General features: G+C 69.1%; 14 protein-coding genes. 11 read left to right on the forward strand and 3 right to left on the reverse strand.

Annotated features, from left to right (window positions below):
* The 4 genes from TA90_RS03645 to TA90_RS03660 form a co-directional block, all read left to right on the forward strand.
* On the forward strand, positions 1-976 hold a 976-nt coding region (locus TA90_RS03645), incomplete at its 5' end, for a FecCD family ABC transporter permease (protein WP_043534668.1).
* Positions 973-2058: an ABC transporter ATP-binding protein gene (locus TA90_RS03650; protein WP_231550648.1), complete on the forward strand. Its 1086-nt coding sequence runs from the start codon at positions 973-975 to the stop codon at positions 2056-2058. The genes TA90_RS03645 and TA90_RS03650, both read left to right, overlap by 4 nt.
* Positions 2042-2950, forward strand: coding sequence for a siderophore-interacting protein (locus TA90_RS03655; RefSeq protein ID WP_043534669.1), 909 nt, complete (start codon positions 2042-2044; stop codon positions 2948-2950). The genes TA90_RS03650 and TA90_RS03655 overlap by 17 nt, the downstream gene beginning before the upstream one ends.
* Before the next feature lie 167 nt (positions 2951-3117).
* The gene (locus TA90_RS03660; protein WP_147513358.1) at positions 3118-5193 is read left to right on the forward strand and encodes a hypothetical protein; all 2076 of its coding nucleotides are present in this window, start codon (positions 3118-3120) and stop codon (positions 5191-5193) included.
* A gap of 187 nt (positions 5194-5380) precedes the next feature.
* On the opposite strand, the gene TA90_RS03665 is transcribed toward TA90_RS03660, so the two are convergent.
* Positions 5381-6442 (reverse strand): LacI family DNA-binding transcriptional regulator, encoded by a 1062-nt coding sequence (locus TA90_RS03665; RefSeq protein ID WP_052450467.1) that lies wholly within the window; start codon positions 6440-6442, stop codon positions 5381-5383.
* 266 nt (positions 6443-6708) lie between these two features.
* On the opposite strand from TA90_RS03665, the gene TA90_RS03670 reads away from it, so the two are divergent.
* The 4 genes from TA90_RS03670 to TA90_RS03685 all read left to right on the forward strand — a co-directional run bounded on the left by TA90_RS03670 (position 6709) and on the right by TA90_RS03685 (position 11918).
* Positions 6709-8025, forward strand: a complete 1317-nt coding sequence (locus tag TA90_RS03670; protein WP_043534671.1) for an ABC transporter substrate-binding protein — start codon at positions 6709-6711, stop codon at positions 8023-8025.
* Between the two features lie 99 nt (positions 8026-8124).
* A complete protein-coding gene (locus TA90_RS03675) occupies positions 8125-9057 on the forward strand; it encodes a carbohydrate ABC transporter permease (RefSeq protein ID WP_043534672.1) in 933 nt (310 codons plus the stop codon).
* 6 nt (positions 9058-9063) lie between these two features.
* On the forward strand, positions 9064-9885 hold the full coding sequence (locus TA90_RS03680; protein WP_043534673.1) for a carbohydrate ABC transporter permease: 822 nt from the start codon (positions 9064-9066) through the stop codon (positions 9883-9885).
* A 110-nt stretch (positions 9886-9995) separates the two neighbouring features.
* A complete protein-coding gene (locus TA90_RS03685; protein WP_043534674.1) occupies positions 9996-11918 on the forward strand; it encodes a glycoside hydrolase family 127 protein in 1923 nt (640 codons plus the stop codon).
* Between the two features lie 192 nt (positions 11919-12110).
* On the opposite strand, the gene TA90_RS03690 is transcribed toward TA90_RS03685, so the two are convergent.
* Positions 12111-12749, reverse strand: coding sequence for a TetR/AcrR family transcriptional regulator (locus TA90_RS03690; RefSeq protein ID WP_043534675.1), 639 nt, complete (start codon positions 12747-12749; stop codon positions 12111-12113).
* Between the two features lie 51 nt (positions 12750-12800).
* Between TA90_RS03690 and TA90_RS03695 the strand changes: the two genes are divergently transcribed.
* The 3 genes from TA90_RS03695 to TA90_RS14160 all read left to right on the forward strand — a co-directional run bounded on the left by TA90_RS03695 (position 12801) and on the right by TA90_RS14160 (position 15759).
* The gene (locus TA90_RS03695) at positions 12801-14657 is read left to right on the forward strand and encodes an oleate hydratase (protein WP_269419947.1); all 1857 of its coding nucleotides are present in this window, start codon (positions 12801-12803) and stop codon (positions 14655-14657) included.
* Positions 14658-14851: 194 nt separating this feature from the next.
* Positions 14852-15223, forward strand: a complete 372-nt coding sequence (locus TA90_RS14155; protein WP_187120086.1) for a cation efflux transmembrane domain-containing protein — start codon at positions 14852-14854, stop codon at positions 15221-15223.
* A gap of 32 nt (positions 15224-15255) precedes the next feature.
* On the forward strand, positions 15256-15759 hold the full coding sequence (locus tag TA90_RS14160; protein WP_052450469.1) for a cation transporter: 504 nt from the start codon (positions 15256-15258) through the stop codon (positions 15757-15759).
* Between the two features lie 87 nt (positions 15760-15846).
* Here TA90_RS14160 and TA90_RS13075 read toward each other — a convergent pair whose 3' ends face one another.
* On the reverse strand, positions 15847-16593 hold the full coding sequence (locus TA90_RS13075; RefSeq protein WP_147513359.1) for an HAD family hydrolase: 747 nt from the start codon (positions 16591-16593) through the stop codon (positions 15847-15849).
* Positions 16594-16669 lie beyond the last annotated feature (76 nt).

A 16669-nucleotide genomic window follows, 5' to 3' on the forward strand; every position in this document is an offset into this window, starting at 1 on the left:
CCTGGTCCTCACCCTCGTCCTCGCCACCTCGGTCCTGGTCCTCCTCGCCCTGTCGCTGATGGTCGGGCGGACCTTCTACGGTCCCGGCGAGGTCATGCGCGTGGTCCTGGGCCACCAGGTGCCGGGCGCCTCCTTCACCGTCGGCGAGCTGCGCCTGCCGCGCGCGACCATGGGGCTGCTGCCCGGATCGGCCTTCGGCATGGCCGGGGTGACCTTCCAGACCATGTTGCGCAACCCGCTGGCCTCCCCCGATGTCATCGGCATCAGCGCCGGTGCCAGTGCGGCCGCGGTCTTCGGGATCGTCATGCTCTCCCTGAGCGGGACGGCCGTCTCCCTGCTGGCACTGGGCGGGGCCCTGGTGACGGCTGCGGCGATCTACCTGCTCTCCAACCGCGGGGGCTTCGCCGGAACCCGGTTGATCCTCATCGGCATCGGGGTCGCGTCCATGCTCAACAGCGTCGTGACCTACGTGCTCTCCCGGGCGGCGGCGTGGGACCTGCAGGCAGCGATGCAGTGGCTCACCGGCAGCCTCAACGGGGCGACCTGGCAGTCCGTCGCCCCGCTCGCGGTGTCCTGGGTGGTGCTCACCCCCCTCATGCTGGGCCAGGGGCGCTCCCTGGAGGCGCTGCGACTGGGCGATGAGTCCGCGACGTCACTGGGGGTGTCGGTGACGCGCTCGCGAGTCGTGCTGATCACCTGCGCGGTGGCTCTGCTGGCCTTCGCCACTGCCGCCAGCGGTCCCATCGCCTTCGTGGCCTTCATGGCCGGACCGATCGCGGCCCGCATCGTCGGACCCGGAACCTCCCTGCTCGTGCCGGCGGGCCTGGTCGGGGCGCTCCTGGTCCTGGGCTCCGACCTGGTCGGCCAGTTCGCCTTCGACACCCGCTACCCCGTCGGGGTCATCACGGGCGTGCTCGGCGCGCCCTACCTCGTCTACCTGCTCATCAGGACCAACAAGGCCGGAGGCTCACTGTGACCGGGACACATCCACTGGCACACGGACTGGCAGGTCCGCAGGTGCACCCGCAGGCGCACACACTGGCCGCGCAGGAACTCACCCTGGGCTACGGGGACCGCACGATCGTCCAGGGCCTGGACCTGGAGATCCCCGCCGGGCGCGTCACCGCGATCGTGGGCCCCAACGGCTGCGGGAAGTCCACCCTGCTGCGGGGACTCGCCCGTCTGCTGCCCGCCCGTGAGGGCAGGGTGCTGCTCGACGGCCACGACGTGCGCACCATGCCCTCCAAGCGTGTCGCGCGGGTGCTCGGCCTGCTCCCCCAGCACCCCATCGCACCCGAGGGGATCGCCGTGGCGGACCTGGTGGGACGCGGACGCCACCCCCACCAGAGGTTGCTGTCCCGCTGGAGCGCGCACGACTACGAGGTCGTCGCACGTGCGTTGGCCTCGACCGGGACCGCAGACCTGGCCGACCGCTCCGTCGACGAGCTCTCGGGGGGGCAGCGCCAGCGCGTCTGGATCGCCATGGCACTCGCCCAGGAGACCGACATCCTGCTGCTGGACGAGCCCACGACCTTCCTGGACGTCACCCACCAGATCGAGATCCTCGACCTGCTCACCGACCTCAACCGCGAGCGCGGGACCACCATCGTCATGGTCATGCACGACATGAACCTGGCGGCTCGCTACGCCGACCACATCCTCGCCATGCGCGACGGACGGTTGGTCGCCTCCGGCGCACCGGGCCCCGTGATGTCCGAGCAGATGGTGCGCGACGTGTTCGCCCTGGACGCCCTGGTGGTGCCCGACCCGGTGTCGGGCACGCCGCTCATGCTGCCCCGGGGACGCCACCACGTACTGGGTGGGGAGGACGCCGGCCCGCACGCGTCGTCCGGCACACCCGAGCCGTTGCTGCCCGGCCCGCTCGGCGCCGGAACTGACAGGGACGGGGATCGGGCCGGCCGTGGTGTCGTGGTCTCGCCCTCGTCCACTCCGTCGACACAGGACGCGGAGCCGCCCTCGTACGCCCCGGACTCACCGGCACCGGCGGAGGACCCCACACTCGCCCCGATCGGAGCCCACCATGACACCCAGGCCTGACACCTACCGATTCTTCCGGGCGGCCGTGAGCCGCGTGGAGGACGTCACCCCGAGCTTCCGGCGCTTCACGTTCCACTCCCAGGACCTCGCCGGGTACGGGGACCCCGGCTTCGACCAGCGCATCAAGGTCGTCTTCCCCCGGCCCGGTGCAGGCCTGGACGCCATGCCCACCGGCGAGGAGTGGTACCCGACGTGGCGGGCGATGCCCGAGGACGCCCGTCCCCCCTTCCGCACCTACACGACCCGCGCGGTTCGCCACGACGCCTGCGAGGTCGACATCGACATGGTGGTCCACGAGGCCGTCGGCCCCGCGTCGGAGTGGATCCTGGGGGCGGGGGTCGGCGACGAGGTCCTGATCCTCGGCCCCACCCGCTCCATGACCGGGGTGAACTACGGCATCGACTTCGTCCCGCCCGCGCACACGGAGCGCCTCCTGCTGGCCGGTGACGAGACCGCGGCGCCCGCCCTGGCCGTCATCCTCGAGCAGCTGCCCCCCGAGGCGCGCGGCACCGTCGTCCTGGAGGTCCCCCACGAGGGCGACACCTCCTACCTGCCCGATCACCCGGGCTTCGAGTACAGGGTGGCCTCGCGGGAGGACTCCACGCGTGGGGAGCACCTGGTGGGGGCGGTCCAGGAGACCGCTGCGCTGCTGGCCCCGGAGGGACGGGGCGCGCAGGTGGAGGAGATCGACGTGGACCGCGACGTGCTGTGGGAGGTGCCCCGCACTGCGCGAGGGGGCGCGGCACTGAAGCGCGCCCCGTTGTACGCCTGGCTGGCCGGGGAGGCGGGCGCGATCACCCGCCTGCGGCGCCACCTGGTCACCGAGGTCGGCGTCGACCGGCGGGCCGTGGCGTTCATGGGCTACTGGCGGCTGGGGCGGGCGGAGAACTAGGGCGGGGAACCAGGGCGAGTGCGGCCGTTCGGGGTGGCGCGGACCCGGTCCGAATGCACGACGGCGAGCGTGGAGCGCGGAGCGAACCCCCGCTGACCCCGACACCCCGACCGACCTCACCTCCCCGCCCGCCGAGACCGCCCGAGGTGCACCCGGGGGATGCGACCATGGACGCATCACGAGGAGGAGCAACGATGCTCGGCTACCGCAGTACTTTCGCCATCAACATGGAGGACACCGACACGACTGACCGCGATCACGTGGTCGGCAACGTGTTGGGGGAAGGCCTCACCTGGCTGAGGAAGACCAAGGGAGATCGCGACATCGACTCCGTCGAGCCGGGGACACCGACGACCCTGGAGTCGGGTCGGGAGGTGGTCTTCCTCCACGAGACCATGGGGTCGGGCAGCGAGTTCGCCCGTCTCGTCGCGATCGACCCACCGGACACGAGCGGTCAGCGGTGGGTGACCGACCTGCTCGTCGGCATTGACCACAAGAAGGGCAGGCATGGCCGCGACTCCTGGCCACTGGTCGCCATCGAGATCGACGCTCCGCCGGACCCGACGGTCCCCGCCCGGGCACGGTGGACCAGCCGTCCCCGACTTGTCCAGGGCATCCTCGGGGCCTACTCTTGCGACGACCACGGTTTCCTCATGGGGGACGGTCCCCGCAGCATCGACGTCGAGCAGGTGGATGACCTCCTGGGCCAGCTGGCCGAGACCGACCACCACGGACTGGTCATACTGTGCGGCGAGGACGGAACGGTCCCGAGGGACGTCTGGGCGGACCGACTCGCCCGCATCACTCGGGAGACCCTCGGACAGGCCTCGGCGTTCCTCCTCAGCGAGGAGGCCATGGAGGCCTTCAACGGATCGGTCTCGGCCGCACACGCGCTCTCGCCCTACAGTCCGCGGACGTTCAGACCGGGTGCGGTCCTCGATGATCCCCATGACGCCTACCGGCACCGTGCGATCTCGATGAAGACGCTGCTCGGCGAACGCATCGATGACCTCACCCGGAGCTTCGGGCGAGCGAGTCGGGAGCACGCGAACCAACGACCGCTCGACCGTTACCTCCGTCGACTGGATGAGATCTCCTCGATCCGTCTGGACGAGGCCGCCCGTACTGCATCACACGGATCTCACGTCAACTCCTCCGCCTCAGTGGTCCGGACGGTTGGCCCGATCTCACCGGCCTCCCCCACCCCCTCCCGGGGGCCCGCACAGACCGTGGCCGGAGGGACACACACCGCAGACCCTCTCCAGTTCGTGGAGCGCGACTCCGCGCGAATGACCGGGATGGACCGGACCCACCTCCTGGAGCCAACCTCCGTGCAGGCCACATCCGTCGGTGCCGGCGACGCCGGGTCCGACACTGTCGAACAGATCCGGGTCCCCACGGCAGAGCTCGAGGCACAGCTCTCCGCCCTGAAGGCCTCATTGCGGACTCGCGAGGAGGAACTGGAGGCAGCCACGACGGAGACCGAGCGCATCACTGCCGAGAGTGAGGCCCGCGCGATCCGTTCCCGTGACGAGTTCGAGACCCTGCAGAGCTCCTTGCGAACCCAACTCGAGGACGAACGCCTGGAACGAGCGATCCTGGCAGATGAGGTACGGGACATCGAGCGTCAATTGCGCACTGCGCGCTACCAGCTCGATGCTGCACGCGCACTCATGGACAGGACCGGGACACCGGACACGGTCTCGTGGCTCGAGCCGGAGAAGGACCCCTACGACGAACCCGTGGACTCCTGGGAAGACCTCCAGACCTACGCGGAGATGGACGTCTTCGACCACCTGCGGTTCGTCGGGGACTGGGAGGATGCCCGCGACCTCGCTGATCACGACACCACCGGCACGTGGGTGCACTACACGTGGGACGCGCTCGCCATGCTCAATGACTACGCGCGCTGCAGAACGGACCCCACCGCAGCCCTCACGGTCGGTCTCAGGGAGTTCCTCTCCGGTCATGCTCCTGCTGGTTCCCACCTGATCCCCGGTGGTCGCGTGCGCTTCAATGAATCGGAGACGGTGAGGAACAACCGGGAGTGGATGCGGGAACGCACCTGCTCGGTCCCCGTGGACATCGATCCGAGCGGGAAGCTTGCCATGGTCTGTCACATCGTCATCCAGACGCGCGGCAGCATCTGCCCGCGCCTCTACTTCGAGGACCGCACCGCGGATCTCGGGCAGGTCATCGTCGGTCGCATCGGATCACACCCGACGAACACGAAGACCAACTGAAGGGTCCTCGGGCCGACAGGACCCGGGTCGAGCCCGGGTCGCGAACGGGCGCAGGCGGAGGTCCTCCGAAACGGACGCAGCATCGTGCCCGACGACCGCCCCGGACTCCACAGGTCTCGAGCAGTCCGGCAGCGGGCCCCGCCCTCGTCGGTCGACGGCCACGCCCTCCTCGATCCGGCGAGGGCGGTCAGCCGACGGTGGAACCGCGTACGACGAGGCGGCAGGCCAGCTTCTCCAGCCCGGGTGAGGGATGTCCTTCGATCGCCTCACGCAGACGGGTGGCACCCAGGCGCCCGAGGTCCTCCAAGTTCATGTCGATGCTGGTCAGGGGCGGGCGGGATCCGGACACGAGGATCTTCCAGTTGTCGTGCCCGGTGACGGCCACGTCATCGGGGACCGCGCGCCCCAGGTCGCGCAGGGCATCCAGAACTCCACGGGCGACCTGGTCGCTGCCGCAGATCATGGCATCGGTGTCGGGGTACTGGGAGATGAGGGCATGGCAGCCACCCCGCCCCCACTCCTCCGACCAGGAGCCGTACAGGGGTCCCCCACCCACGGGTTCAAGTCCGGCGGCCGCCAGTGCTGCCATGGCACCCTCGGCGCGTTCCGGGGAAGCGCCGTAGGTCGGGTCGCCACCCAGGATGGCGATGCGCCGCCTCCCGCAGTCGACGAGGTGTTCGGCGGCGAGCCTGCCCGCCCCGACGTTGTCGGAGATGATCGAGATGTCGGCCGGATCCGCGGAGGCCGCATAGAGGTAGACCACCGGAACGGGCAGGTCACGGCCGATCGAAGGTCGGGCGTTGTCCGCCCCGACCACGATGATCCCGTCGACGCGTCGTTCGAGCAGCACCTTCACCTGGTGGCGTTCACGGAGGTAGTCCCCCCGGGCATCGCACAGGAGCAACGAGATGTTGTTGAGCCCGAAGGCGTCCTCGGCGCCCATGAGGATGGGAGTGGAGAAGCGTCCCTCGAGGTCGTGGGTGATGAGCCCGACGGTGAACGAGCGTCCCGACACCAGGGAACGGGCCAGGGAGTTGGGGGAGAACGCGAGTTCCTCGGCCGCTTGTTGCACCTTCGCGCGCGTGGTCCCCGAGACATCGGGACGACCGTTGAGGGCCTTCGAAGCAGTGGAGACCGAGACCCCTGCCGCACGGGCGACATCACTGAGCGTCGCGGTCCGTGCCGGAAGGGAGTCGGCAAGCGTTTTCGAGCTGCCCTCCCTTGGGCGACGCTGGTCTCGGTCCTCCATTCCCACAAGATATCATCCGCTGATCACGGCGGTGGTGCCCGGTGCGCTGCAATCACCGTCCCCATCGGCAGGTGACAACGTCCACCCGTGATCGAACCGTGACCGCGGCACGCTTGACGGCACGGTCGGAGTGTGGTCGACTCTTCTCGCAAGCCTTTTCGGATACTTTCGACCGCGTGCCCCGATGACTGAGCGCACCGGTACCGGAGAGGTTCAACTCAAGGGCGAGGACATCCCCACCAGACGGGGACGGAAGAAGGGGAGCAATGATGCGAAATCCATGGAGGGCCGCACTGGCCATCACGACCGCCGCCGCACTGGCGACGGGCGCCGCCGCCTGCAGCAGTGGCGGATCGGCATCGGGGGACACGCAGAGCGACGCCGGCCAGTCCGGCACCTCCGCAGGAGTGGACGACGGCACGGAGCTGACAATGTGGTCGCGTGCCCCGCTGGAGAAGCAGGCGAAGGCCGCGGTGGAGGCCTACAACGCCTCCCACCAGAACCAGGTCAAGCTCGAGATCCTCCCCAATGACGACGTCGAGGGCAAGCTCGGCGCCGCGGTCCAGTCCGACTCCCTGCCGGACATCCTGGCCGGTGACGTCGTGCGCATCCCGTACTGGGCTCAGCAGGGTGTGTTCCAGGACCTCACCGACCGCATCAACTCACTTCCCAACAAGGACGATCTCCAACAGGGGCACATCGATGCCGGGACGGTCGACGGCGTGGAGTACACACTCCCCTTCGTCACCGACATCTCCGTGATGGTGTGGAACAAGGACCTCTACGAGAAGGCCGGCCTCGACCCCGACAAGGGCCCCACCTCCGTCGAGGAGTTCGTCGAGCAGGCGAAGGCCGTGGCCGCCCTCGACGAGGACGGTGTCTCCGGCACCTACGTGCCCGGCCAGTGCGGCGGGTGTGACGCGTTCATGTACTTCCCGATGATCTGGGCGAGTGGAGGTGAGGTGATCTCCGCGGACGGCACCTCCGCCGAGCTCGCCTCCGACTCCGCCAAGTCCGTCTTCGACGCCCTCAAGAGTCTGGTCGACACCCCCAACGGGGTCGGCGCAGGCTCCAAGGACGAGACCGGCGCGACCTGGACCGCTCCCTTCGAGAACGGCAAGGTCGGCGTGATGCCGTACCCCTACACCGCAGTGACGGGACTCTTCGACACCGCGAGCTTCGACATCGGGGTCAGCGGTATCCCCGGAGTGGGCGGCAACCAGTCCACCTTCCTCGGCGGCGACGCCATCGGGATCTCCAAGTCGTCGAAGAACGTCGACCAGGCCTGGGACTTCATCTCCTGGCTGATGACCGACGAGGCCCAGCAGGAGGTCTTCGCCGACAACAACGACACGGCCTCCAACCTGTCGGTGCTCGCCGACGGCTACAAGGACGCCGATCCGCGCACGCTCGCGGCCAACGCGACCATCAAGGACGGGCGCACCCCTGCGGCGATCAACTACAACGAGGCCTTCAACGCCTCGGGCAGCCCCTGGCAGGTGCTCTTCCAGAACGCGGTCTTCGGTGACGGCACGTCACTCCAGGCCGACAACGACGCGATCAGCGCAATCCTGGGCCAGTGAGGACCGCCCAAGCGCAATGAGACACGGGATGGGTCGCGGGCAGGCCCCGCGACCCATCCCAGTGCCCGGGACGACGAGGGCAACGAGGAAGGACGGATCATGGCTCTGACGGCAGTCCGGGAGCGACCGGAGGTTGACCGCGAGGTGCGCAGACGGCGCCGGGAGGACGTGCGGGGGTGGGCGTGGGCCACTCCGGCCACCGTGCTCCTCGTCCTCCTGTACATCGCCCCCATCGTCCTGGTCGTCATCATGTCGGTGTCGAAGTGGTCGCTCCTCGGCGGGAACCAGGGAGTGAACTTCCCCGGCAACTACTCCAAGGTCCTCACCGATCCCCTGCTGGGGCAGGCGGTGTGGTTCACGCTGAAGTACACGGTGATCACGACGCTGATCGTCATGCCCCTCGCCCTGGGACTGGCCCTGCTGGTCCAGGAGTCGCGCAGGTGGAACAACTTCCTGCGCACGGCGATCCTGCTGCCCTCCGCCATGGGCATCGCCTCCGCGTCCCTGTTGTTCTACGCGCTCTACTCCCCCCAGGTCGGGCCGTTGAACCCCCTGCTGGACAGGCTCGGGATCATGGACGCCTCGAACTCGATCCTCGGCACACCCGACGGAGCCCTGTGGGCCACCGTGCTGCTGGTGACCTGGCGCTTCACCGGCTTCTACATGCTGTTGCTGATGGTCGGGCTCCAGGCCATCCCCCAGGACGTCTACGAGGCAGCAACCATCGACGGAGCCGGCCGCTGGAGGACCTTCGCCTCCATCACCTTTCCCCTGCTCAAACCCACTTTCGCCATGAGTCTGATCATGTCGATCACCGGGTCGCTGCTGGCGTTCGACCAGTTCTACATCCTCACCAAGGGCGGCCCCAACAACTCCACGATGACCGTGGTGCTGCTGATCTACAAGTACGCCTTCGAGACCAAGCGGGACCTCGGGATGGCAGCGGCCCTGTCCGTCCTGGTCCTCATCGCCCTGGTCGTCATCAATGCCCTGCAGCTGAAGACCATGGGCCTCGCGGACGAGGAGGAGTAGTCGTCCATGCACACCAAGACCACAGCCGAGAAGGTCACCTTCCACCTCACCACCGGCGTCCTCGCCCTCGGCTTCCTCGCGCCGATCATCTGGACGGTCATCGCCTCCGTACAACCCAGCCCGGGCACGAACCAGACGGACGGATTCGGTCTCGGCAACTTCCTGACCCTGGTCCACTACGGCAACGGCCTGGGTTCCTACCTGCGCAACTCGGTGATCGTCACCCTCGTGGCGGTCCTGGCGACCCTGGTGGTCTCGGCGACGGGTGGGTACGCCTTCGCCCGTTTCCGCTTCCGTGGGAAGAACCAGCTGTTCGTGCTGGTCCTGTCGGTGATGATGGTCCCCTACGCCGCCCTGCTGATCCCCCTGATCGTGTGGATGAAGACCCTGCACCTGCAGAACTCCCTGATCGGCGTCGGACTGGTCATCACCCTCTTCCAGCTGCCCTTCGGCGTGTTCATGATGCGCAACGCCTTCGCGGCGATCCCCCGCGACCTCGAGGAGGCTGCGCTCATCGACGGGTGCGGGGGCATCGGGGCCTTCTGGCGCATCCTCCTGCCGGCCGTGCGCCCCTCACTGGTGACGGTCGCGCTGATCTCCTTCCTGGCGGCCTGGAACGACTTCATGGTCTCCCTCTACCTGGTGAGCATGGACAAGGCGCCCCTGCCCCTGGCCATGGTCAACATGCGTCAACAGACCATGGGCGTCATCGACTACGGCCTCACCACGGCAGGGGTCGTGGTGCTCACCATCCCTGCGGCGATCCTGTTCATCGCCCTCCAGAAGTACTTCGTCAAGGGCTTCACCTCAGGGGCGGTCAAGGGATGAACGCCGGTCCGCCCTCGACCCCGATGCCGTCCCCCACACGACCGTCATCCCCGACGACCGACCACGAGACCCCGGGCACCGACGTGCGCCCGGCACACAGGAGGTGCCACGTGGACCACCCACGCACCCGACCCGGCCCCGTCGCCCCAGTGGTGCCCGGTCACTCGACCCTGTCCCCCCTGGGCATCGACGAGGTCACCCTCCGACACGGCTTCTGGGGGGAGCGCCAGGAGGTCAACGCCTCCGCGACCATCCCCCACTGCGAGCACTGGGAGGAACGGGTCGGCTGGATCGGGAACTTCGCACTGACCGCCCAGGGGCGCGTCGGTTCCGAGCGCCATGGGCGCGAGTTCGTCGACTCCGACGTCCACAAACTCCTGGAGGCCATGTCCTGGGAGGTCGGGCGCGCCCACGACCCGGCGCTGGAGGGCGACCTCGAGGCCCTCGCCGCCACCGTCGCTTCCGCCCAGGACCCGGACGGCTACCTCAACACCCGCTTCGGGCACGAGGGCGAGGCCCCGCGCTACTCCGACCTCGAATGGGGACACGAGCTCTACTGCTACGGACACCTCATCCAGGCCGGCGTCGCGCGCCTGCGCACCGGGCATGACGACACCCTCAGCCGCACCGCCCTGCGGGCGGCGGACCACGTGTGTGACGTCTTCGGCGAGGACGGCATCCGCTCCGTGTGCGGACACCCCGAGATCGAGATGGCCCTGGTGGAGCTGTACCGGGTCACCGGGGAACGGCGTTACCTCGACCAGGCACGGCTCTTCATCGACCGGCGCGGGCTGGGGACGCTCGGTCCGATCGAGTTCGGACCGGAGTACTTCCAGGACGACATCCCCTTCAGGCAGGCCCGGGTCCTCCGCGGGCATGCAGTGCGTGCCCTCTACCTGTGCGCGGGTGCGATCGACGTGGCGGTGGAGACGGGGGACGCGGAACTCCTGGAGGCAGCGCGACGCCAGTACGACGCAGCACTCGCCCGACGCACCTTCATCACCGGCGGAATGGGCTCCCACCACCAGGACGAGGCCTTCGGGGAGGACTTCGAGCTGCCGCCGGACCGCTCCTACTGCGAGACCTGCGCCGGGATCGCCTCTGTCATGGTGGCCTGGCGGCTGCTGCTCGCCACGGGTGATGGGGGTTACGCCGATGTCATCGAGAGGACCCTGTTCAACGTGGTGGCGACCTCGCCCTCGTCGGACGGACGGTCCTTCTTCTACGCCAACCCGCTGCACAAGCGCGTGCCGGGTGAGGCGGTGGAACCCGACGCGGAGAGCACGCGGGCGAGCACGCAACTGCGGGCGCCCTGGTTCGAGGTCTCCTGCTGCCCGACCAACATCTCCCGCACACTGGCGTCACTGGGCGCCTACGTCGCAGCACTCGACGCGGACGGGATCCGGATCCTGCAGTACACACCGGCGGAGATCCGCACGCACCTGGTGGACGGCCGGCCCTTCGGCCTGCGCGTGGAGACCGACTACCCCACCTCGGGAAGGATCAGGATCACCGTCCTCGAGGCACCCCGGGGGACCTCGACCATCAGCCTGCGCATCCCCGCCTGGTCGACCGGCGCGAGCCTGGACGGCGTGCCCGTCGGCGTCGGGGAGGCGCGGGTCGAGCGGGAGTTCCACGAGGGCGACACCCTCGACCTCGACCTCGACGTGACGCCGCGGGTGACTCTGCCCGACGACCGCATCGACGCGGTGCGTGGGTGCGTGGCCGTCGAGCGTGGACCCCTGGTCATGTGCGCGGAGTCCACCGAACTCGGCGGGCGCGATGTCGCAGACATCCTCGTCGACCCCTCCACCCGCCTGAGGGACGAGGGCGACCGGGTGCTCGTCACCGGGCGGGCCGCGGCCCACCGGGACACCGCCTGGCCCTACGCGGAGGCCGACGCCGCGGGTCGTGGTGGACGACCGGGAGGGGACCTCGACCTCGCGTTGATCCCCTATCACCGGTGGGGCGAGAAGGGACCGTCAACCATGCGGGTGTGGATCCCGACCACGACCTCCCTGCCGGGAGCCTGAACGACGTCCCCCCGGCGCCGGCCGCCTGCCGCGGGGACGGTCCGCGGCCGGGCACGGGTTGCGTCCTGGGAGCAGCAGGGGGACGGACCTCGGAGCGCAGGCCGTGCGGACCTCGGGGTCGGAACAGTGCGGACCTCACGCCGAGAACTGAGCGGACTTCGACCCCGGAACTGAGCGGACTTCGCCGGGGGGTCAGGGTTCGAGGAGGGCGCCGACCAGCATGTCGACGCTGCGCCGGACACGCTCGGGTAGGTCCTCGGGCGCCGCAGTACCCACCAAGGCCTTGATGATGTCGAGGAAGAGGGTGGCGTAGATCGTGTGGGCGACGTCCTCAACTGCGATACGCGCATTGCGGGGACGGGAGCCGTGGAGCCGGAGGACCTCCACGATGGCAGCCTCCACCTGGGAGATGCGCGCCGTGGAGGAGGTTCGTCCCTCCTCCGAGCCGAAGAGCACCTCCTTCTCGTAAGCGACCATGTTGCCCGGGTGGGCCAAGGACTCCTCAGCCAGGGGCTCCAGGATCGCCAGGATCGATTCCTGAACCGTGCGGCCCTGCCTCGCACGCTCGAGCCCCTCCTCCATCCCCTCAGCGATGCGCTGGTTCATGACCTCCACGAGCAGCTCCGCCTTGGTCCCCGTGTGCCTGAAGAGCGTTCCCACCCCCACATCGGCAACTGCTGCGATCTCCGAGGTGGTCACGCCCTCGTACCCGCGCTCCGCGAAGAGGCGGGAGGCCGCGGCCAGGACACGTGCCCGCCTCTCCTTCTTCTTGCGCTCACGCAGGCCCGGGCGGGGCAGGACGCCGTGCCCGGGGTCCTCGGCAGTGTCCACGTGCGACCCAGTACCTGCGCCCATTGCCGCCCCTGCTCCTGTCCCCACCATGTGCTCCTCGCCCGCCCCTTCCGCCATTGCCCTCACTCCCTGCCCACTCTGGTCGGACCTGCAGGTGGGTTGGAGGAGGGTGCCCCCATCATCCCACATGCGGAGCGTGCTCCAAATGGAGTACACTCCGTTTTAAGAGGACGTGCCCGGACCCACCGGGTCGCGCAACCAGGAAGGACGACTGCGATGACACGCAAGGCCTACATGATCGGTACCGGCATCGGGAACCTCGCCGCCGGTATCTACCTGATCCGGGACGGCAAGTGGGACGGGTCCCAGATCACCATGCTCGGGCTGGAGACCCACGGCGCGAACGACGGTGCGGCACTGTCCACCTTCGAGAACGAGTACGGCCACAGCCCGCTGGGCAACTCCCGCGGCTTCCTCAACCGCGGAGGCCGCATGCTCAACGAGGAGACCTACGAGAACTTCTGGGACGTCATGGGCACCGTCCCCTCCCTCGACCACCCCGGGAAGTCCCTGACCGAGGAGATCCTCGACTTCGACCACGCCCACCCCACCCACGACGTGGGCCGACTCATCGACTCCGAGGGCCTGCGCATCAAGGGACCCAACTCCTATCAGCACATGCAGTTCACCAACCGCGAGCGCTACCTGCTCACCAAGCTGATGATGATGCCGGAGTCGCGGGAGTCCGAACTCGACGACATGTCGATCCAGCAGTGGTTCGCCGAGACCCCCCACTTCTTCACGACGAACTTCTGGTGGATGTGGAAGACGACCTTCGCCTTCAAGGAGGCCTCCTCCGTGGCGGAGCTGCGCCGCTACATGAACCGCATGATCCTGGAGTTCTCCCGCATCAACACCCTGGAGGGCGTCACCCGTACCCCCTACAACCAGTACGAGTCCGTCATCCTCCCGATGCGCTCCTACCTCGAGGACCACGGGGTCACCTTCGTGACGAACCGCAAGGTCACCGAGTTCGTCTTCGCCGACACCCCCCTGCGTGACGACATCATCGTCACGGGCCTGAAGTACGAGAAGGTCGACGAGGGCGGCGCCGAGGGTGTCATCGAGGTCGGACCCGAGGACCTGGTCTTCGACACCAACGGCTCGATCACCGACTCCACCTCGATCGGCGACCTGGACACCGCCATCGTGGAGGACCTGCGCTACGCCCCCAGTGCCCTGCTGTGGAAGCAGGCCACCGACCACTTCTACAACCTGGGCAACCCGGACAAGTTCTTCGGGGACCGTTCCCAGTCGGAGTGGACGAGCTTCACGGTGACCACCTCCGACCACGCCTTCATCAACGAGATCTCACGCCTGACCAAGCAGCTGCCGGGCAATGCGCTCAACACCTTCGTCGACTCCTCGTGCCTGATCTCCCTGGTGGTCCACCACCAGCCGCACTACCACGCGCAGACGCCCGAGCAGGGCGTGTTCTGGGGGTACGCGCTCAAGCCGCGTGAGGTCGGGGACTTCGTGAAGAAGCCCTTCATCGAGATGACCGGACGCGAGATGCTCGAGGAGACCCTGGGCCACCTCGGCCGCATCGACCACTCCGCCAACCCGGTCTCGTCGCGCACCGAGGAACTGATGGACACGGTCATCAACTGCGTGCCCGCCCACATGCCCTACGCCTCGGCCCTGTTCAACCAGCGCACCACGACCGATCGTCCGCTGGTCGTGCCGAAGGGCTCGAAGAACCTGGCCTTCATCAGCCAGTTCGTCGAGATGCCCTTCGACATGGTCTTCACCGAGCAGTACTCGGTGCGCGCGGCCCAGGTGGCGGTGTACACGCTCCTCGGCCTGGACCTGCCGCTCACCCCGCTGCACCACTACGAGAAGGACCCGAAGGTGCTCGCCAAGGCGACGGTCACCATGTTCCGCTGACCGGAGCCAACGTCCCGGTGCCCCCCGGCCACTGCCGGGGGGCACCGCCGTGTCCACGGGACACCGCCGCCCAAGGACGTGAGGGCACAATGGGCCCGTACGGACCACGGGACGACCGACGCGGGTACCCGGAACACTGCGCGCATGGTGGTCCCGGCGACCGGCACGGTGGGTCGGACGGGAAGGGTGACCACATGGACAGGGCCGAGGTGCAGCGCCGGGAGTCCCACTCCCTGACGGCATCCCTGGTGCTGTCCGTGCTCCTCGGTGTCCTCGGGGTGGTCTGGGGCATCACCACCGGGTCCGGGATCGTCCTCTTCGACGGCGTGTACACGATCTTCGGCACCACCCTGACGGGGGTCTCCATGCTCGCGGGTCGCGCGGCCGGCGGTGCACCGACCCGCACCTTCCCCTTCGGGTTGGTCACCCTGGTCCCCCTGGCCGTCATCATCCAGGGTGCGGCCCTCCTGGGCGCCCTCGTCCACGCGGCGACCGATGCCGTGGGTACCATCCGGGCGGGAGGCACGGAGGTCTCCCCGGCCCGGTGGCGGTCTACGGAGCAGTGACCTTCCTCTGCGCGGCCGTCGTGACGTGATGGTTGCTCCGCCGCCGCGAGGGTTCCGACCTGGTCGCTGCCGAGGCCGAGCAGTGGCGGGCCTCCTGCGTGCTCAGTGCCGTCATCGTGGTGGGGGCCGGGCTCGCGGCCCTCATGGGCGCCCTCGGGTGGTCCGGGGTCAAGCCCTACACCGACCCCGCCCTGGTGCTCGTCGTCGCCGCGATGCTGGTCCCGGTCCCGCTGCGGATGATGCGGGCGGGCCTGCTGGAGGTCCTCGAGGCGGCGCCACCGGCACCACTGCAGGCCGGCATCGACGAGGCCGTCGAGGCCGCGCGGACCGAGCTCGGGCTCCCCGAACCCCTGGTACGGGCGACGAAGACCGGGACCCGCGTCTACCTGGAGGTGGTCTTCCTGGTCCCGGACGCCAGTTGCGGGATCGCCGAGGAGGACCGCGTCCGTCACCTCGTCATCGATGCCCTCGAGCCCCTGGGGTACGAGGTCTGGGCCAACGTCGAGCTCACGATGGACCCGACGCTCGCGGACTGATGCCTGCACCGCGCCCCGACGGGTGGCTCCGGCGGCAACACCTCCGGCGGTCGCGGACCTGTCCCCGGTCGCCCACGGGGGTCCTCCTCAGCCGAGCCGGTCACGGAGCGCGTGGAAGTCCACCACGGGGCCTGCACCCGTCTCCCCCGGCGCACCCCTCGGGCGTGACCGCTTGGCCGCGGTGGGGCCCATGCCGACGAAGCGACAGCCCGCCGCCCGGGCGGCAGCCAGGTCGGAGAGGGAGTCCCCGACCATCACGGCGGACGAGGCGTCGACGGGTGCGTCCCGACCGAGGAGGGAGAGCGCCAGGTGGATCCCCCGCGGATCGGGTTTGGCACGCTCGGGACGTCGCGGGTCGCGCCCGATGACGGGTACCTCGGCCAGCGCGGGCAGGGACCGCCGCGCGAGGCGACCCACGCAGGCGGGGGAGTTGTTGGTGACGACCGCGAGGGGCCGGTCGGCGTCGACCCATCCGGTGATGACCTCCTCGGCACCGGCCACCAACGGCGCGGTGTCCGCGGCGCGCAGCTCGACCTCGGTGAGCAGTGCGTCGATCCCGGACAGGAGGGGGTCGGTCCGCAGGGTGTCGGGCTCGGTCGCGGGCCGTGACCAGCTCCCACGCCGCAGCCTGCTCCCACGCCGTGCGGCAGCCACGCGTGTCGGTGTGGTGAACACGTCCCCGTCCGCGAGGTGCTCCAGTCCGTGCGCCCGGAGCAGGGTTGCCACCCGTCGGTGCAGGGGGTCCAGGTCGGTGTGCGCGAAGAGCAGGCAGATCGTCCCGTCCAGGTCCAGCAGGACCGGGACGTGGCCTCCGACCACTCCCCGACCGGTCATGGACCGGAATGGTACGCGCGGAGGGAACCCGGGGCGCGCCCCCCACCCCACTCGTCCAGTGTGCGGACGGGAGGGC

Source organism: Actinomyces polynesiensis (assembly GCF_000820725.1).
Classification (GTDB): domain Bacteria; phylum Actinomycetota; class Actinomycetes; order Actinomycetales; family Actinomycetaceae; genus Pauljensenia; species Pauljensenia polynesiensis.